Source organism: Acidisphaera sp. S103 (assembly GCF_009765975.1).
GTDB lineage: Bacteria > Pseudomonadota > Alphaproteobacteria > Acetobacterales > Acetobacteraceae > Rhodopila.
Window position 1 is genome coordinate 210,694 of sequence record NZ_LMUJ01000111.1, and the last position, 17,873, is coordinate 228,566.

Genomic DNA, 17,873 nt, shown 5'->3' on the forward strand with positions numbered 1-17,873 from the left:
ACCAGGCTTATGACCTATTTCGGCGTGAAAACCTTATTGCACGAAGCGTCTCACAAATACCTTGGCACGAATGACTACGTTTACTTTGCAGACGACGGGGTGACGCCTCTCGGGGTTTTCAACGACTTCAAGAGAGCAGTGACCAACGCAGACAGTTGGGGCTGGTTCATCGTGATGGCTGGCTGGATTGAGGCCTATCACTATCAAGGGGCGGTCCCCAGGTATTATTGAGCTGCCGAGATCGGTTGCCCCAACATGATTGTTGAGCCAGGCGACGAACGCTTGGAAGAACGTGCGCTCGGCAGCTGAAGCTTCATTGATCGGGCGATCAAGTGGAAGCGCGAACAGGGCATAAAGGTATTACCGAAAGCCCTTCCGGGCCTCCTCCTGCCTAGGGCGCAACCGCCTCGTCGATCAGACGCTCCAAAGTATTCGCCGGGAAATCTGAGAAACGCGCCCTCAGCGAACCGGTCATAAACAGCAGCTGTTCGGCCCCGATCGCTGTTGTGTCGGCGCACTTTGCGCCATCGCGACGTCCAAAATGAGTTTTGACCACCGGACATTGGCCAGGGCAGCTCCGTCCAGCGGCGGCGCCTTGGAGATGGTTCGGACAGTGTAGGCATGATCGGCTGGCCCCGATGTGTGCTTGAGGGGGACGAGCTTTGGCAGTTCCGCGCTGGCCAGGGGAGAGTCCGAGCGGATACGCGGGCTCTCCGGTGAAACCAATCGAGCTTGTGTGTTTCACGCCGCGGTCCGCCCCCTCGTCGACGCCTCGGACTCATGCAGATACGTCGTGAAACCATCTTTCGCCGGTGGAACGGAGTTGAGCAGCATGACGGCGCTGACCTGCCCACGATGACCGATGCCGTGGGTAATCACATGCATGAGCATTTCTTCGCGCGACATGCAGCCGGGGGCGCCGTCCGTGAATGCGAAGTCGATCCGTTCCGCCAATTGGTCGCGTTCGAGCGCCGATACGTAATCGATATACGCCTGGTCGCTTTTTCGAATGTCCGCGGACAGATCTAGCAGCGTCGGCATTTGGCTTAGGTTGGCCGACGCGTATGCGTGCGCCTCTCGCTTCATATGCGCGGCGAAGATCCGGTCGACGACATAGCTGTGGCTCAGGGCCTTGATGGCCAACCCGGTGATCGGAGATTTGCCGTCCAGCCCGGCCAACGCGGTCAGCAGTGCATCGTTCGCCCAGGCCTTGTATCGGAATAATCGCTGCAATGTGTCGTGCATGTTCGTTTTTCTCCTGAGAGAATTGCGCGGTGTGGGTGGGTGTCGCGCGGGGTGTTGCCCTCATCTCCATGTTGGATAAAATATGAGCGATTATTCGCTTTCGATACTCGCATTGGCGGCACGGAAAAATGGTGCGCAGATCGCTTACAAAGCCCAGGAAAGCCGCCTCTCAGCAGCGGTCACGCGCGACGGTGGATGCGTTGATTGAAGCGACCGCTCGCATTCTCGTCAGGGAAGGCTTCGACAAGGCCAGCACGAACCGTATCGCCGAGGTAGCGGGCGTCAGTGTCGGTTCGCTTTACCAATATTTCCCGAGCAAGGAAGCGTTGGTCGTCGCTGTAGCGGAGCGCCACCAGCAGGAGATCATGCAAACGGTCCGCGGCGAGTTGGCGGAAGTTCTGGCCGAGCCGGTGGAGAAGGCAGTACGCAAGCTCATCGCCGTCGCGGTCAAGGCACACCGCGTCGACCCCAAGCTGCATCGCGTACTCGCCGAGCAAATTCCGCGCGTGGGCAAGCTCGAGAAATTGGAAACACTCAATCCAGAGAACTTCATCCTATTCAGCAGGTATCTCGAGAGTCATCGGGACGAACTTCGTGTTCATGACCTGGAGCTTGCGTCGTTTGTATGCGTGACCACGATTGAAGCGTTGACGCACAACGCAGTCCTGCATCACGCCAAGATGCTTTCGGGCGAGGCCATGGAAGCGCTTATCGACGAGGGTGCGCGCCTGGTGACCGGGTACCTGAAGGGTTAGTTCGGATTCTCAGCGCAGCGCCCTTGCTCGTTCCGGCACATCCGCGGGCACGCCATAAAGCGAGCAGGATAGCGCGGTTCGTGGCACGTACCGGGAACGCCGCTTGCGCTGGCCCCCTTGGAGTTTAGTTCGATTGCGACAATGCGTTACGCGGTAGAACAGGGGTCTAGCGGACGTTCATAGGAAATAGTTCAATGCGGACGCATACCCCTCTAGGCCCGCTCCAGACCCATGTCGGACGTTGGGAAGCTCCACTCGCAGGCAGCTCGTCTTGTGCACCCCGCTCGTCAACTTGGGGCGCGGAGCAGGCCAACAATGTGGCTGATGGCGTCCTTGTCTGCGAGCCCTTCATCGCCAGTGACCGCCAGGGCCATGCGAATCTCGAGCTGGCTGCAGAGCCAGAATTGTACCCGGGCACCGCCGATGAGCGTGGCGAGGCCAGGCGGCAAGTCATTGCGGATAAAGCCAGTGTCTTGGGCGCGTTGCATAAAGACGACGACCGGCCGCGTCATTTGCTCGGCGCGGGACAGCGTTCATTCTGCAGGCCGTCCAACCGTCGCCAGAGGTTGAATCGGAACGATAAGGGCCGGGCCTTCCAGAACGTCAGGTAGGCTCGAAGCATCGTCGTGACGCCGTCACCCGGCGGTAGAACAAAGTCCACGGCGTCGGCCGTAAAGGCCATGAAATCGGCGATGATCTGTTCCCCAACCACACGCCACGACGCTCCCTTGCCCCGTAGTGGCGATTGAGCAGCAGCTGGGAGCCGCCCGCCGCCTGGGCGATCTGACGGGTTCCGGTGCCATGCGTTACGATTTAGCCGCGCCCCCCCGTCACATCGATAGTTGCACCCGTGACATAGCTTGCCTGTTCGGAAAGCAACCACAGGATAGCTTCCGCCACCTCCGAAGGGCGGCCTGCGCGGCCGAGCGGGACCGTTGAACCGAATTCGGCCGCCTGATTGGGGAGACCGGCAGACGCGTGCATGGCCGTGTCGATCAGCCCCGGGCGCACTGCGTTTACCCTTATGCCCTCGTCTGCAATCTCGCGTGCAAGACCCCATGTGAACGTGTCAATCGCCCCCTTTGAAGCGGCATAGGCAACAAACATACCGGGTGCACCTACCCGCGCCCCGATCGAGGACACGTTGACGATGCCGCCGCCCTTCCCGCCGTGACGGGTTGACATCCGTTTGATCGCCTCGCGCGAGCACAGCACGGGTCCAGTCAGATTCACTCGCCATAGTTCGGCTAACACAGTGTCTTCGATTGCCTCCACACGGCCATGATGGGGGAGCACGGCGGCATTGTTGATAAGGGCAGAAAGCGAGCCCAATTCACGATCTATCACTTCGAACAAGTGTCGGACGCCGTCCTCGGTTGCCGCGTCCGCGCGGACTGCCATCGCCCTGGCTCCGTTGGAACGTATGTCCGAGACCACGTTCTCCGCATCGGCTAAGCTGCGGTGGTAATTGACGCAAACCGTGTAGCCGCGTTGTCCGGCCAAACGTGCGCACGCGGCGCCGATCCCGCGGCTACCGCCTGTCACAAGAAGAACACCTGACACTGCCGCAACCTCCCTATGGATATCCAGATGACAGCATCTTCCCTTCGACAGACTGCGCCCATCCGGTTCGTGCTTTCAGCGCGAGTGACTGGCGGCACAAACCGGAGTGTTAACGCCGTGGGGACTTCATACCCTGAGCGTTCTGAGCTCTCCGACCACGGCCACCGTTGGCAACACCTCGGTGACCACGACCCGAACAAGGGAATTCCTAATGGACGTACCGGTTATGCATCCACTATCCGAGGCTGGACAACCGGACTCGAGGCGGGCCTGGGTTATGGTCCTGGTTTCGTTCATAGTAGGCTTCGTAGTTTTTGGCACCCTGTACAGCTTTGGCGCTTTCTTTGAGCCAATGTCTGCCGAATTCAAGGCCAGTCAAGCTGCCGTTTCTGCCTTCTTTTCTATAACAGGGTTGACATTTTACTTATCGGGATCAGTCGTGGGCTATCTAGGCGACAGATTCGGACCCGCCATCATGGTGACTTTGGGGGCGGCGGTGATGGGAGGCGGTCTGATACTAACCGGTTTCATCGGACAGATGTGGGAGGGCTACCTCACCTATGGTGTGGCGGCCGGGATAGGAGCAGCTTGTGCATACATCCCGACCCTGGCGGTTCTCGGTGGGTGGTTCGTCCAGCAGCGAAATGCGGCATTCGGAACCGCCGCGGCGGGCTCTGGCTGCGGAATGTTGATTGTGCCGCTATTGTCCGCAGTGCTGATCGAGTGGTGTGGCTGGCGCAATACCAGCGTGATCATAGGTGCGGTCTGCGCCACATTGCTCACGTTCGCTGCCGTCTTGGTGCGGCCACCACCCATGGCCGTCGAGGAGCCACATCGCGCGGTTGGGCCTATTGTGCGATCGTTCGAGTTCCTCATGCTGTACGCTTCCTGGGTTCTCGCGACGACAGCTTTGTTCGTGCCGTTCGTATTCTTGCCAACCTATGCCTCTACCCTGGGCTCCAGCCGATTTGCCGGGTCGGCGCTGCTGGCGATACTGGGTGGAGTGAGCATCCTGGGCCGCCTCGGCATTGGCGCGCTCGGCGCGAAGGTGGGAACGAGGACACTATTCAAGGCCTCGGTCCTCCTGATGGCCATGAGCTATCTCCTGTGGCTGACTGCACCTTCATATCCCTGGCTGGTTGTTTTTGCGGCCGCACTCGGGCTCGGCTACGGCTTGCGCATGTCGCTAATGCCGAGCGTGCTGATCGAGCTTTTCGGTGTGCAGCATCTTGGTGCTGTCCTCGGCATCTTTTTCACCGCGTCGGGAGTTTCTGCGATACTAGGCCCCCCTCTGGCGGGATTCGTTGTCGATATGACCGGCAACTATCAATGGAGTATCGTATTCGCCCTACTGGCGGGAACAACCGGTTTTGCCCTCATTGTGCCACTCAAGATCTTCCGCGGGCTTGTGACGAAGACAGGCCGGACAGTCCCCGGCAGCGCCGAGGTTTCTCAAACATGATATCTCGCACCAATTGATCCGGATCTGGGTCGAGAAATCTCAAGCCGGAGCATTGGACGACGATTTCCAGGCGGCCGACCTGGTTCAGGAATACGAAGCCAGGATCGCGGCTCTTGAACGGATTTCGATCAGGACACCGTCGCAATCGAAAATGACCAGGTCGGGTAGGTGTTGTCCTGACACGCGCGTCTTCCTCGGCTTTCACACAAACAGTGCAGGGCAGGAGACGGGATCGCTGGACGTCGGCTGGCCATCTCTGATGCGCGGAATGGATACCGCCTGATCGCGGTAGGACGGCGGCTGGTGCCAGGACGTCATCTTTGTCGGTCGAGGAATGCACGGACGGCAGCGACCGTGGCCATCGGCTGCTCCTCCATCAGCCAATGGCCAGAAGCTGCGATGACCAACTCATCCACGTCCGTTGCGGCAGCGCGCATAACGACCGCCATCGTGGACCCAAACGACTTCTCACCTCCGACCGCCAGCACCGGCATGGCCAACTTGCCTCGAGCGAGAAAAGCCCTGTTGTCGATCACGTCCTGATCGAAGGCGGCGAATTGACAGAAGCCAGCATGCATCGCACCTGGCTGCGCGTACAGCCTGGCGTAGTGGTCACGTGATGCTTCACCAAAAGACTTTGGATCAGCCGAGAACTCGTTCCAGAAGCGATCAAGGTAAATGCGTTCGCGCCCGGCGACCAGCCGCTCCATGTCCGGGCCGCCAAAGCGGAAGTGCCATAGAAGCGGGTGCTTGAGGATTTCCTCCCATGGCCCGATCCCGGGCAGCGGCGCGTCCATGACGACGAAGCGAGTGACCCGGTGCGGATACTGCGCAGCGAAGGCATATCCCACCATGTTGCCAATGTCGTGCGTGACGAGGTCCACTCGTTCAATCCCGAGTTCGTCAAGAAGACCGGCCACGTCGCCGCCCTGCGTCTTTTTGTCGTAACCATATTCGGGTCGAGACGAGAGCCCCATACCTCGTAAATCTGGGGCGATGACGGTGTGATCGTGCGCGAGCTCGGTAGCGAGTGGCGCCCACATGTCACCGGTCTCGCCATAGCCGTGGAGCAAGATGGCCGCCGGTCCTTGGCCGCCTACCCGTACGTGTAGCGTCGTGCCGTTCGTGCGGATGTTCTGGGTCTGAAAACCCGGCGGAAATGCGTGCACCTCTGTTGCATTGGACATCAACGCTCTCTCTCTCTATAACGCCGGGCGGTTGTAACGTCCTTATCTCGAGAATTCCACTCCAGTCCCATCAAGCCGTAATATTGTTGGGCAAAGTTATCGTCTTGCGGCACACTCGAAGCAAGGTCAAAACATTCGCGTGCCTAGGGTATCGCCTGGCTGGGTCGAGCCGGAGGGCGCTATCCATGTGATGGCGCTATGGCCGTGACCGCGGGAACCTGTGACCGAGGCGGCCTACCGCAGCGTCTGAATAAAGACCACACGTATGGGGTTGTTCATAGTCGTCGCCCCACCACCACGAAGACAGGTGGACTGACAATCTTTCAATCTTTTGGATTACATTCGCTCAGTCCTTAGAGGTAAATTTTACCTCTTCGATGGTATCTGCGGAAGCTTCGAACTTGTCCTGCATGTGGCTGCCGCCACGCATTACATCGATGATGGCAGAATTGGCCACGCGGCGCACGCGAGGGCTATAATTTCCAGTCTCGTTTTGGGCTGACCAGCGGTGCGTGTCGCCCATCGAGGAGACTACAATGGTGGTCGATAGGGGTAGTATCCCGTCCCCTGCGTCCCAGGTCGCGAGACCAGAACTAAATCCGACGGCAGCGGCAGGCGGCGTTCCGACACGTCTGGCGATGCGCACCCAGGACGGCAGTTGAAGAAACAAACATGTCCATGGAGAAAATCTCGGGAAAGTTGCAGCGGACCGAGCATGCAGGATGGCATCCGAACCGGGGCGCCAACCGCACAATCATCTATTATAACGGCCCCCGCTGGACTTAAAGCGGCTCCCATTGTATTTGCAATGCAAGGGCTTTCAATCAGCCATATCGAGCGTGCTTACTGTCTGAACTACAGCGTGGACGTGGTTACTAAGCCATACGAGCATCTGCTAGGAGAACCGGATGACCCGCACGATCTCAGGCACTTATGCGAGCACTGTCACTCTCACCAGTGTCTCCGACAATCCAGTCAGTGTCACTGGCAACATCACGGCCGTCGCCAACAATGGATTGTACGGCATTGGAGGTGAATCCAATGCCTGGACGATCACTAATTATGGGGTGATCGTTGGTGGCAGCAACGATGGCACTGGCATTGCGCTTGGGGGCGGATATGGACCATCGGGACCGCCAAGCTATCTCAGAGTCAACTCGTCGATCGTAACAAACGCGACCGGCGGCACGATATCCGGACCCGTCGGCATTCATATCGTCGGCTACGCAAACCAGCCCGAAACGGTCATAAATCAGGTCGGCGGGACGATCACCGGGTACTACGCGGGCGTCATCCTTGAGACTCAAACCAGCGCCAACGAAGCTACTGTCGTAAACTCGGGTGTAATCTCCGCGTCGAGCACCTTCAGCGGAGATGGTGGTGTTTTTTACCAGAAGGCGGCTTGGTTACCAATAATAGCGGCGCCACTATTTATGGATACAATGATGCTATACGATCGTTAGGCGCGATTACAGTCACCAATGCTGGCACGATTGCGGGATATTTTGACCTATCGGGGGGCTTATTGATCGTAGATCCTGGTGCCGTTTTTATTGGATCAAGGTCGCCGTTAGTCCAGCAGTACGACACCATCGGTCGCTCAGGGAGCAAGATCGAATTGGCGGCCGGTAACGGGTCCGCGGGGACACTGACCGGCCTCGGATCAAGCATCACGAATTTTACTTCATTGCAATTCGACGACGGTGCGAAGTGGACAATATCCGGCAACAGTGGGACCAGCGGTCTCGGGACAATCGAGATCGCCGGTTTCACTGTCAACGACACGATCGATTTGACCGGCTTCGTCGCAACCAGTAAGGCGTTTGTGGACGACACTCTGGTGTTGACCGATGCAGGTGACGATCAAGCCACGCTGCATATCCAAGGAAGCTTCAACACCAATGACTTTCAACTGGACACGAGCAGTGGCACCAGTACAGATATCAGTGTCCTCTGTTTTGTGAAGGGGACGCAGATCGCTACACCCGCCGGTGAGGTATCGGTCGAGCGTCTGTCGATCGGCGACACCGTGCTGACGCGCGGTGGCAAGGTCAAGCCAATCGTCTGGATTGGCACCGGTCGTGTGCTGGCGGCTCGCGGGCGGCGAAGCGCCGCAACGCCGGTGATCATTCAAAAAGGAGCGCTCGCCGAAAACGTCCCGCACCGTGACCTTCACATCACCAAGGCGCATTCACTTTACATCGATGATGTGTTCATCCCGGTCGAGTTCCTGGTCAACCATCGCTCTATCATGTGGGACGATCATGCGCAGGAAGTATCGCTCTATCACATCGAACTGGAGACGCATGATGTGCTTCTGGCCAACGGCGCGCCGACCGAAAGCTACCGTGATGACGGCAATCGGTGGCTGTTCCATAACGCCAACAGTGGCTGGGGTCTGCCTCCGCAAGAACCCTGCGTGCCGGTACTGACCGGCGGTCCGGTGGTGGATGCCATCTGGCGCCGTTTGCTGGAATGCGCCGGGCCGCGCAAGGGCCTCCCGTTGACGGAGGATGAGGATCTGCACCTGCTGGCGGACGGACGGCGGTTGGACGCGGTGGAGCGTGTCGGTGACGTGCATGTCTTCCGTCTCTGTACATTGCCGTCGTGCCTGAACATCGTGTCACGCGCAGCGGTACCGGCCGAGCTAGGCCTGGCCCGCGACCCGCGATTACTCGGCGTGGGGCTGCGGCGTCTTGTGATACGCAAGGGATCACTGTTCTGGGTAACGGAAGCCAACGACAATCGCTTAAGGGAAGGCTTCCACGAGTTTGAACCGGGCAATGGGTTCCGGTGGACGGACGGAAACGCAACGATACCCGCCGAGCTGTACGTTGGTTTCACTGCCCCTCTTGAGCTGATTGTGCACGTCGGAGCAACGGCCTCCTATCCCGCGGATGATGCTACTCGGCGCGTGGCGTGATGACATCCGCCACGGCCCATGCAGCTCAGTTTGTGAAACTGCTGAGCGGCACGACGAGGAGATGCGATCGCGGCCCGCGCCGGGACGGCATCATCTAGGGGCTGAGCACCCTGCCGATTTGCTTCAATCTGGTCCAGTCCGCAGCCGACAAGATGAAATCGTCTGCCGGGACGCTGGGGCAGGGCGGATGATAACGGATCCGGGCCCGGACAGAAGGGAATTACAACCCCGTTACCGGGAAAACAAACGTAAGCGACCGGCGTCGGACGTGTGGCATGGCGGCGCCGGATCTGCACCTGTTTCCGTAGCTGGAGACTCCTTCTGTAGCTCCAGAAGGAGGTTGCATGACCGAGACGTCAAAGTTCAACGGCCTCGACCCCGAAAGTCATCTACCTCAGGTGTTGGAAAGGATCGCCGATCATCCGGTCATACGGGTCCATGAATTACTGCTGTGGAAAGGAACAAATTCCTCAGCATGACCCGCAAACCATAACTCAACTGGGGTCAGTTCCGCGCGAAAATCAACATAGTCGCTATTTGATGAAGTCCGTCACCTCTTTCCCGACCGTCACGTAGTCCGCGCGGCCGAAATTATCGTTTCGCGCGTCGATGATCCAGGTCTTGGTGGCAGTGCCCTTCCTGACCTTGTAGTAAATGAACTCCGCCACGTGGTCCTTACAGCAATGCACGGTGATCTGAATCACCAGATTGGTCTTGGCGTTCAGCTTTTCCTCGATCGTCATCATGTAGGTGTTGGCGCCATAGCTCGCGGCGACCAGATTGTCCGCCTGCGTGGGACCGCCCAGCGAATCCGCGACAAGATGACACCACTCCAAGCTGCGCTTTTTGTCGGTCGTGTAGGGTTGGCCGAACTGAGGCGGCTTCAGCAGCCAGTTCGCCCAGGAGTAGGCCGAAATCTTTTTCAGTTTGCCCACCTGCAGCACCAGCGCCATTGCCGTCCCGGTGTCCGCGCGGTTGGCCTTGGCGGTGATCTGGTGGTCCGCCGTTGTCATCGTGAACACATGATTAACCAGAAAGACGTTGGGATTTCGGCACGTTAGGGTACCCCAAGACGGATCGGTAAACCGCATATCGGGCCGAAAATCGACCTGCGGCACATATTCGGGGTCTTCCTCCGCCCCCTCGTCCAGCGACGGGTCGTACTGCCTCGCGACATCGGCAGTCTTCGGCGTGTCGAAGCGCTCGTTGCTGTACCACGGATTGGGCTTGTTGCGGCTTGCGCGCGCGTTGCGATCGGTGCGCTTGAACGCCTCCTCGTAACTACGCGCAAATTTGGTGTTTTTGGTCTTGTTCTTGTACGAGCGTTGAAATTTCGCGGTCTTGTTCCGACAGGTCGGGCAGGTCGTGATCGCGCCCTTGTCGCTCGTCGTGTAGAAGATATTGGTTTTATCGAGCGTGAAACACGGCATGCAGATATACAGGAATGGCAAGATAGTCCTCCTCCGCACCAAGAAGCACCTGCGGGCGGTCGATTCGCCTGTAAGCGAAACAGGCTAACCTTCAATCCGTCCGTGCCGCAACCGGGCTGGCGCCACCTTGCCGAGACCTCGCTGACCGGGTCCTGTAAGCTCTCGCGCGAGCAAGTAAAGCTAACCGAATGGAGGTCGGGATTTTTCAGGCGGCTCGCAGCACCCTCAGAACTTTGGCGGCGTGCCTCAAACTGAACTGCCTCCGGCAAACCCGGGCGGTTCAGAAGCTAAGATCGCCGAAGGGCCTACCATCATCCGGAACGAGCTGCAGGACGCCGCCCGGCACCTCAAGGATCAACTCGGCGACGCCGTGCAGAACCTCGAGGCGTTCCGCACGCGCACCATGCAGGTCATACACGAGCAGCTCTCGGGCGGCGCGGAGCAGTTCACGGATTCGTCGAAGGCGCTGGCGGAGCACGTTGCCCAGTCGGGGGCAGCGCATGCGACAGCCGCTGAACGTTTGGCCGAGGGGGCGCAAAAGGCTACGTCGGATTTGGTCGCGGCGACCAAGGCAATCGCGGCGCAGATGCAGAGCGCCGGTGCGTCGCACAGTAAGGCGACAGCGCGCCTGACCCAGTGGCACATCGGTGACGACAATTACGTTGCCGCCCGCGCCGCCATCGTCAACGCACACCACAGGCATCTGATGGCGGCGATCTGGGACGACGGGACAACCTCGTCGTCGGACGGGCAGTATTTCCGGGCCGGAGGCCGCGCGGGCGCGGGTGGTTCCGTCAATGCCCAATACCGGATCGACCCCGGCGCGGTGCTCTACACGCACGTGTCCGGCCATTATGGACCGTTCTACACGCAGGTCATTTAGGTGACGATGAGCGAAGCGTCCTACGTGCTCGACGGTTTGCACCATCACGCCCGCCAAACCGATTTGCGCATCGTCGAGCACTACACCGACACCGCCGGTGCGACGGATCACGTGTTCGGCCTCTGCCATCTGTTGGGTTATGGGACATCCCTTGTGATGTACCGAGACAGCAGTTTATTGGGCATCAGCCAATTTTCGCGAGGGGCGCCGTGGACGAAGCAACTGCTCGAGCTCTCATGGAGGCGGTGCTTTCGCTTAATGCGGCACTTGGTGAGTTTGATACGGTGATCACCAAGATGACGGATCTGGAGGAGAAGCAGGTCTGGATCCAGAAGCTAGGTGATCTCCTTCGCCTTCAGTACGAGGGATTTGTTCAGCCGATCATCCGCGAGTTTCCCGATATGGGTCGGAGTTGGGCCTAAGATCACGCAGCATTCGCTATCTCGCGGAGCGACGGATGCCAGTTCCACGGTAGAAGGTCGACGAGCCCTGAAGCCTGATGGTCGTTGATGTGGCCACCCGACGGCGCACATGTCGGACTTCACCGGCTTCCTTCAGGCTGACGGCTGCGCTGGGTTTGAAGGACTGTATAATCCGGCCAGGACCAAGCCAGGTCCCATTATCGAAGTCGGATGCTGGGCCCACTTGGCAGGAAAAATTATCTCTTCGCCGGTTCGGATTCGGGCGGGGAGAGAGCTGCCGCCATTTACACCCTTGTCCAGACGGCAAAGTTGACAACCTTAACCCCGAGGCCTATTTGCGCGACACGCTCGCGAAGATTGCTGCGGGTCACCCGATCAATCGGATAAGCGAACTGATGCCGTGGCACGCGCGATCATGACAGCGCCGCTCCTGCGCGACGTTGCGCCTGAACTCGAAGCAGAGTTGACGGAACTCCTGGTCGAAGCTGGGGAGCCGACCTTGGCCGAGCGGATGAAGGCACTCGCTATATTCGACCGCTGTCGCTGCGGTGACAGTTTCTGTGCAAGCTTCTACACGGTCCCAAAGTGGACGACCCCATATCCCAAGGGCTTCCGCACTCTGGCCCTCCGGCCAGGCGCGCTGCATCTCGATGTGCTGAATTCAACGATCATGTATGTCGAAGTGCTCTATCGCGACGATCTGAAAGCCAAAATTCACGCTGTCCTCCCGTAACCTGTGGGCCCTCCGCTCGATAATCTCAACGCCAAACGGTCCAGGCCAGACGCTTATGTAAATCGCTCGAGCGTTCGTGGTGAAAGGATGGAACTGACTACGCAGCGCGAGCAGCGTCAAGCCAGCTCGGTTGAATAGAAGCACGAAATAGCCGCTAAAAGCCTTTCACCGGGTGCGGTGAACGCGGCGACAGCGGGCGAACATCGGATTGCCACCAATTAGCTCTACGCTTGGCGCAAGCAATTGTTGTTTGACAAACTGGGCGAGGTCAACTGACGGGCCGCGTTGACATGATTGAATTGGTCTACAGAGTTAGCCAGTCAATCGGCAATCAAATTTGATCCAATTGAAGTTGGTTTTCCAGGTCGATCGACATCGCATCTTCGCGGCGTCCCTTGTCCGGGAGCTTTTTGTGCGCATTCAGGCCGGTTTGCTCCCGGAAACATGCGGGCACAGAGACGAAGTTTGTTTACCTGCTGTAGAATTGTTTGCAGAATGGCCGGAAAGAGGGGAGATACGGCCATGCCGGACGGAAGCACCGCCAATTTGCATCCGCATACGAATGGATTGAGCTTAGGCGACCTCAAGGAAAATGGGAAGGACGCAATTGGAGCGACGGTCCAGGAAATTGAATTCCGCGGCGAGGACTATGCCATCTACCGGTCCAGTCGAGGGGTTTACGTTCATTTCTCGGACGACCTAGAAACCCGACGCAACCAGTTGGCGGAATATGTGAAGCTGGCCGTCCAGCTTTGCGAACTTCGCTATCTTACGAACCAGATGCGGCGTCAGCTTGTGTCGAAGTTCCTGCCGCGCCATTCCCGCGGTGCCACCCTATATGACCACAACATGTGCCAAGCGTTAATGCTGCTGATGGAGACCGCGGCAGAACGGAAGTCGGGTCGGGATAGCGAGGCGAAGGCTGCGGAATTGCAGGCGACAGGTATAGCGCAGCGCGCCCTCGCCATGGCCGTCCAACGGAACACGACCGACAACACGATCCGCTACGTGAGGACATGCGTCCTGTTCGGGCTGGCCTGGTTGGCGATAGCGCTGCTCGTCGGGCGCTTAATCACCGGCGGCGGTCCGGGCACGCCCTACGCGATTGCGAGCGCTGCAGGTATCCTCGGCGCGATCTTCTCCGTCATCGTCCGCGCCCAGTCCCTTGATCTGAAGCCCTGCGACGACTCTGCCCTGAATTACCTTATGAGTTGCATCCGCATTGGAATGGGTGGCATCGCGGGGCCGATATTGCTCCTCCTGGCCATGACTGTTTTCTCGAATGCAGCTCCGGGTACGGCAGACCTGAACAAAACCGGTGGCACGCTCACTGTCGGTTTAGTGCAGATGATCTGCATCGTCGGCTTCATCGCCGGTTTCGCAGAGAGGCTAGTTCCCAATCTCGTCCAGGCCGCAGCCGACAAGATGCAATCGCGCGCCGGGACGCCGGGGCAGGGCGCTGGAACGCCGGGGCAGGGCACCGAGACGACGGGGCAGGCCACCGGAATGGCGGGACAGGGCGCCGGGACGACGGCGTAGCGCGGATGATCAGTGAGCCAAGCCTCGACAGAAGAGAACTACAATTCCGTTTCCGGGAACCAAATCCTAGTTAGCGACGACGTCGGAATCCACTCGCGGTAAAAAATGCCGAGACCTATGCGCTCTGTCGAAGCCTGGGCATGGTATGTTGCCTCAGCGCCCTGGCTCTCCTGTTGTTGACATAGCACGCGAGGCGACGGTGGACTTATCAGCAGCTTCGGCGTGGCTCTGTTCTCGACCATCGTCGGCATCACCCTGCGCGCGTCTTCACGCAAATCCGCTGCGAGGTGGAGTACGTCGAGTAAGTCATTCGGAACGATCTGCAGGATGCCGCTCGGCACCTCAAGGATCAACTCAGCGACGCGGCACAAAACCTCGAGGCATTCCGCACGCGCACCATGCATGAACGAGCAGCTCTCGGGCCCCGCGTAGCAGTTCACGGCGTCGTCGAAGGCGCTGGCTGAGCACATCGCGCAGTCCGGAGGCAGCACACCCCACAGCCGCTGAGCGTCTGGCCGAGAGCACTCAGAAGGCCACGTCGGACCTTGTCGCGGTGACCAAGGCAATCGCGGCGCAGATGCAGTTCAAACTATCTATTAAGTGGTCTAAGCATTTGGTATTCCGTAAACCCCCGTGACTTTATGAGCCGCAAGCATCGCGAGTAGCTACCTCACCTTGTCAAGGAGTTGAACTGACTGCATCATGACGCTGTGACCACTGACATGAGCAGCGCACATTGAGAAAGCCGGGCCGCAAATGCGAGGATGGTTAAAAGTCCGAATGGTACGCGCTATGCTTCCTTTTGCTGCGCTATCCATTCTCGTCGCCTGCACATCTAGCCCGGGAAAGAGCAACGACAACAGTGCCGCTGCGGCTGCCGTAGATGGGCAAATACCGCCTCATACCAGCCGCAATCCCTACGACATACCCTTGAGCGAAGCTGAACTCCAAAAGCGCGAGGCCATAGCGACCGAATTGTTTCAGAAAATGCAGACTGATATTTACAACAGCGCAAAAAGCGCCGTCGCTGCCAACCCTCCCCCAACCCCCAATGAAGCAGGCTCCGCGGCACAAGGTTTGCTCCCATCTGTAGCGGAGCTTCCTGCCGCCACCGGAGATGGAACTATGCAAGGACCCCTCGAGGGAGGTGTTGCAGCGATGAACAGATCAGACTGGAGAACAGCCGTTTCGATCCTGCTGCCCCTGGCGGAGCAGGGAAATGCGCGAGCGCAGACCCAGATGGGTAATATCATCATGGACAATGCGGGACTTGTTCCTGGCGTCCGGTACAATGGCCCTTCCGCTTGGCAATGGTTCAATATGGCCGCCGAAAGGGGAGATCCGGAAGGAGCTGTCAATGCCGCAAACATGTTGGTTTTTTTTGCTTCTAGAGACCCCGCGCGTGCAGAGACAGACTATGCCGCGGCCATGAAGCTTTATCGCCAGGCCGCCGACCAGGGATTTTCGAAGGCCGATCTTGGCCTCGGGGAAATGTATGAGAAGGGCGAGGGGGTTCCGCAGGACTATTCCGCGGCGATCAAGTGGTATCAAAAGGCTGCAGCACAAGGAGATCAAAAAGGACAACAATACGCTGAGGAAATAAAGAAAAAAGCACAACAGGAATATCAAAAGAATAAAGAACAAGAAGATCGCCAAATCGCATCCCTACTGAAAAAAGATATAGGAGATAATGTATGTGACCTATCAGGCAGTTTTGTTGGCCAAGTTCAAGGTGTAAATACACGGAACGGGAAGATAGAAATACAATATCAAAGCGGCGGTACTCCGGAGTGGCAATTTGCAAAAGATTTTTACGTATGCAACCCGAGCAACAGTCTCCCATTGGCTAATTGATATTGCACCAGGAATGGCGCTTAAGGAAACCGGCTGGCGACTGCACGCTGTGGCTATGCGGCGGCCGTCAGGCCCGGTTCATCTACAAGCGGATATTGTGTCGTGCCGCCAAGATGCAGCACCAGCTCCATGACACCGTCAAAACCTTCGAACAAGGCCTGAGGAAGAAGTGCATCGCCATCGGCCCACCTGAGGTCGCAATCCGCCTCAAAGGGATGGAATTCGTCAGCCAGGGTGGCGTCGGCTGCCTTCATTTCCTGAAACTGAGTTCCCTTGCGAACTATGACGCGCCGCAGTCCGACACCCAGCATGCGCGGATCGCGTGCCACACCCAGTTCCGCCGGGATGGCGACGCGAGACACAATCCGCACGACCGCAGGGCGGTGTGCGAGGGGGAAGACGTGGACCGTGCCATCCTGCCACGCTGCCTTCAGGCGGGCGCCATCAACCAGCAAGTGCAGCCCGGGGTCGTCCGTCAGAGGAAGACTCGGGCGAGGGCCACTGCGATCAAGCAAGTGCCGCCACACGCGATCGACCAATGGTCCGCCGGTCGAAACTGGAGCGAATGGGCGTTGCGGCGGGAGTCCCCACCCCGTGTTCGCATTCTGGAACAGCCACCGATTGCCGTCATCTCGGTAGGTCTCGGCAGGTGCGCCGTTGGCCAGCAAGATGTCGTGGGTCTCAAGCTCGACATGGAAGAGGGTGACTTGCTGGGCATGGTCGTCCCAAAGAATCGATCGGTGATTGACCAGAAACTCTACGGGGATAAGCGCGCCATCGATGTAGAGCGAATGGGCCTTGGTCACTTTCAGGTCACGGTGAGGCACGTTGGTGGCCAACGCGCCCTTCCGGATGATCACCGGGGTCGCCGCACCGCGCCGCCCGCGGGTGACCAGAACTTCTCCTCTGCCGACCCAGACAATTTCCCGGGCCTTGCCGCCAAAGGTTTGTACGAGGTCACCTGCCGCGAGCCGCTCAACCGGCACTTCACCCGCAGGCGTAGCAATCAGCGTTTCGACAAGGAAGCAAAGAGGCTGGAAATCTGTTCCGCTCAATTCGAACACAGCCCCACCTGTGGTGCCGGTGGACAGCGTCCCAAACGAGTTGCCGGAGCTATCAGCAATCACGCCGGATTCGGGGGTGACGCCCGTCATAAAATTGGTGAAAGCGGCGAGGGTCGTGGGCGTGGTCGCGTAGCCGCTGGCGTTCTTGGGTATCTCAAACACCGTGCCCGTGCTGCCTTCGGAACCTCCTTCGTTCGTCGTACCAAAAATGCCGCCTGCAGCGTCCAGGAGAAGATGCCCTTCCGGGTTAATGCCAACCGCCAGGGAATGATTCTGAAGCTAACCAGGGGCGTCAATGCGCTCGCGTATCCGATTCCGGTGTTGGCCATCTCGAAGACGGCTCCCCCACCATTTTTCTCATCCATCCCCCCCGAACAAGTCACCATTGGCGTCGATGCTGAGGCCTGGAGAAGCCGGGTCCTAGACGGTATTTACGACAAGCTTTCAGCGCGCATGAAAAAACAAATTCGACATCTTCGGGCGGTTGATGCACCATGCTAGCATCGTGCAGATCGACGGCGACAGTTACCGACTGCGAGACGATAGAAAGGGCGGCGTCATGCCGAAAGCCAGTGCAGCCGCTTCAGCGTAATTCGAAACAAACTGGCTCAGTTTTCGGCCGGTGCTCCACGCCAACAGTTGATCAGTCTTCGACCGACGTTGACACGCGCGGAATAGGCACACTGCCCACCCAGAGTTTGTCCGGGAAATCAAATGGGAGACCGGCATCCCCCAGAGCATACTCCGACAATACTCCCATACTCTCCAGCCTAGTCACAATGCGCTCGACAATCGGCCCCGACGTGATGTTGA

18 protein-coding genes and 4 pseudogenes are annotated in these 17,873 nt (G+C 58.6%); 16 read left to right on the forward strand and 6 right to left on the reverse strand.

Features of this window, described 5'->3' with window-relative positions:
- On the forward strand, window positions 1-231 hold a 231-nt coding region (locus GSQ89_RS37060), incomplete at its 5' end, for a M35 family metallo-endopeptidase (protein ID WP_216856626.1).
- A gap of 510 nt (window positions 232-741) precedes the next feature.
- On the opposite strand, the gene GSQ89_RS37065 is transcribed toward GSQ89_RS37060, so the two are convergent.
- Window positions 742-1,245, reverse strand: coding sequence for a DinB family protein (locus GSQ89_RS37065; protein WP_158933129.1), 504 nt, complete (start codon window positions 1,243-1,245; stop codon window positions 742-744).
- A gap of 82 nt (window positions 1,246-1,327) precedes the next feature.
- Between GSQ89_RS37065 and GSQ89_RS39860 the strand changes: the two genes are divergently transcribed.
- Both GSQ89_RS39860 and GSQ89_RS37070 read left to right on the forward strand, forming a co-directional pair.
- On the forward strand, window positions 1,328-1,453 hold the full coding sequence (locus tag GSQ89_RS39860; protein ID WP_256367377.1) for a hypothetical protein: 126 nt from the start codon (window positions 1,328-1,330) through the stop codon (window positions 1,451-1,453).
- Window positions 1,446-2,000: a TetR/AcrR family transcriptional regulator gene (locus GSQ89_RS37070; RefSeq protein WP_216856628.1), complete on the forward strand. Its 555-nt coding sequence runs from the start codon at window positions 1,446-1,448 to the stop codon at window positions 1,998-2,000. The genes GSQ89_RS39860 and GSQ89_RS37070 overlap by 8 nt, the downstream gene beginning before the upstream one ends.
- A 287-nt stretch (window positions 2,001-2,287) precedes the next feature.
- Here the strand turns inward: GSQ89_RS37070 and GSQ89_RS37075 are convergent, their stop codons facing one another.
- Together GSQ89_RS37075 and GSQ89_RS37080 are read right to left on the reverse strand one after the other, a co-directional pair.
- Window positions 2,288-2,512, reverse strand: a complete 225-nt coding sequence (locus tag GSQ89_RS37075) for a hypothetical protein (RefSeq protein WP_158933131.1) — start codon at window positions 2,510-2,512, stop codon at window positions 2,288-2,290.
- Window positions 2,513-2,813: 301 nt separating this feature from the next.
- Window positions 2,814-3,563: an SDR family oxidoreductase gene (locus tag GSQ89_RS37080; RefSeq protein ID WP_158933132.1), complete on the reverse strand. Its 750-nt coding sequence runs from the start codon at window positions 3,561-3,563 to the stop codon at window positions 2,814-2,816.
- A gap of 277 nt (window positions 3,564-3,840) precedes the next feature.
- Here GSQ89_RS37080 and GSQ89_RS37085 point away from each other — a divergent pair, with 277 nt between their 5' ends.
- Both GSQ89_RS37085 and GSQ89_RS38920 read left to right on the forward strand, forming a co-directional pair.
- A complete protein-coding gene (locus GSQ89_RS37085) occupies window positions 3,841-5,025 on the forward strand; it encodes an MFS transporter (RefSeq protein ID WP_158933133.1) in 1,185 nt (394 codons plus the stop codon).
- 13 nt (window positions 5,026-5,038) lie between these two features.
- Window positions 5,039-5,308: a hypothetical protein gene (locus GSQ89_RS38920; protein WP_216856630.1), complete on the forward strand. Its 270-nt coding sequence runs from the start codon at window positions 5,039-5,041 to the stop codon at window positions 5,306-5,308.
- Window positions 5,309-5,339: 31 nt separating this feature from the next.
- Here GSQ89_RS38920 and GSQ89_RS37095 read toward each other — a convergent pair whose 3' ends face one another.
- The gene (locus GSQ89_RS37095) at window positions 5,340-6,212 is read right to left on the reverse strand and encodes an alpha/beta fold hydrolase (protein WP_158933134.1); all 873 of its coding nucleotides are present in this window, start codon (window positions 6,210-6,212) and stop codon (window positions 5,340-5,342) included.
- A 908-nt stretch (window positions 6,213-7,120) separates the two neighbouring features.
- Here GSQ89_RS37095 and GSQ89_RS37100 point away from each other — a divergent pair.
- The 3 genes from GSQ89_RS37100 (at window position 7,121) to GSQ89_RS37110 (ending at window position 9,614) form a co-directional block, all read left to right on the forward strand.
- The gene (locus GSQ89_RS37100) at window positions 7,121-7,675 is read left to right on the forward strand and encodes a hypothetical protein (RefSeq protein WP_158933135.1); all 555 of its coding nucleotides are present in this window, start codon (window positions 7,121-7,123) and stop codon (window positions 7,673-7,675) included.
- 224 nt (window positions 7,676-7,899) lie between these two features.
- On the forward strand, window positions 7,900-9,135 hold the full coding sequence (locus GSQ89_RS37105) for a Hint domain-containing protein (RefSeq protein WP_158933136.1): 1,236 nt from the start codon (window positions 7,900-7,902) through the stop codon (window positions 9,133-9,135).
- Window positions 9,136-9,479: 344 nt separating this feature from the next.
- Complete coding sequence (locus tag GSQ89_RS37110) at window positions 9,480-9,614, forward strand: transposase domain-containing protein (RefSeq protein ID WP_158933137.1); 135 nt, start codon at window positions 9,480-9,482, stop codon at window positions 9,612-9,614.
- A 54-nt stretch (window positions 9,615-9,668) separates the two neighbouring features.
- On the opposite strand, the gene GSQ89_RS37115 is transcribed toward GSQ89_RS37110, so the two are convergent.
- Entirely contained in the window at window positions 9,669-10,586 is a 918-nt protein-coding gene (locus tag GSQ89_RS37115; protein ID WP_158933138.1) for a hypothetical protein, read from the reverse strand.
- A gap of 382 nt (window positions 10,587-10,968) precedes the next feature.
- On the opposite strand from GSQ89_RS37115, the pseudogene GSQ89_RS39865 reads away from it, so the two are divergent.
- The 7 genes and pseudogenes from GSQ89_RS39865 to GSQ89_RS37140 all read left to right on the forward strand — a co-directional run bounded on the left by GSQ89_RS39865 (window position 10,969) and on the right by GSQ89_RS37140 (window position 15,996).
- Window positions 10,969-11,736 (forward strand): annotated as a pseudogene (locus GSQ89_RS39865) (Tn3 family transposase).
- On the forward strand, window positions 11,658-11,870 hold the full coding sequence (locus tag GSQ89_RS38300) for a hypothetical protein (RefSeq protein ID WP_174254977.1): 213 nt from the start codon (window positions 11,658-11,660) through the stop codon (window positions 11,868-11,870). Before GSQ89_RS39865 ends, GSQ89_RS38300 begins: the two are co-directional and overlap by 79 nt.
- A gap of 109 nt (window positions 11,871-11,979) precedes the next feature.
- A pseudogene (locus GSQ89_RS39685) lies at window positions 11,980-12,042 on the forward strand (hypothetical protein); the annotation flags it as partial.
- A 50-nt stretch (window positions 12,043-12,092) separates the two neighbouring features.
- A pseudogene (locus GSQ89_RS37125) lies at window positions 12,093-12,289 on the forward strand (transposase domain-containing protein); the annotation flags it as partial.
- Window positions 12,286-12,603 (forward strand): hypothetical protein, encoded by a 318-nt coding sequence (locus GSQ89_RS37130; RefSeq protein WP_158933140.1) that lies wholly within the window; start codon window positions 12,286-12,288, stop codon window positions 12,601-12,603. The pseudogene GSQ89_RS37125 and the gene GSQ89_RS37130, both read left to right, overlap by 4 nt.
- Before the next feature lie 522 nt (window positions 12,604-13,125).
- Complete coding sequence (locus tag GSQ89_RS37135; RefSeq protein WP_158933141.1) at window positions 13,126-14,142, forward strand: hypothetical protein; 1,017 nt, start codon at window positions 13,126-13,128, stop codon at window positions 14,140-14,142.
- 930 nt (window positions 14,143-15,072) lie between these two features.
- A complete protein-coding gene (locus GSQ89_RS37140) occupies window positions 15,073-15,996 on the forward strand; it encodes a tetratricopeptide repeat protein (protein ID WP_158933142.1) in 924 nt (307 codons plus the stop codon).
- Window positions 15,997-16,049: 53 nt separating this feature from the next.
- Here the strand turns inward: GSQ89_RS37140 and GSQ89_RS37145 are convergent, their stop codons facing one another.
- Window positions 16,050-17,222: a Hint domain-containing protein gene (locus GSQ89_RS37145; protein WP_158933143.1), complete on the reverse strand. Its 1,173-nt coding sequence runs from the start codon at window positions 17,220-17,222 to the stop codon at window positions 16,050-16,052.
- A gap of 319 nt (window positions 17,223-17,541) precedes the next feature.
- Here GSQ89_RS37145 and GSQ89_RS39690 point away from each other — a divergent pair.
- Window positions 17,542-17,652: pseudogene (locus GSQ89_RS39690) on the forward strand (hypothetical protein); the annotation flags it as partial.
- Between the last annotated feature and the right edge of the window lie 221 nt (window positions 17,653-17,873).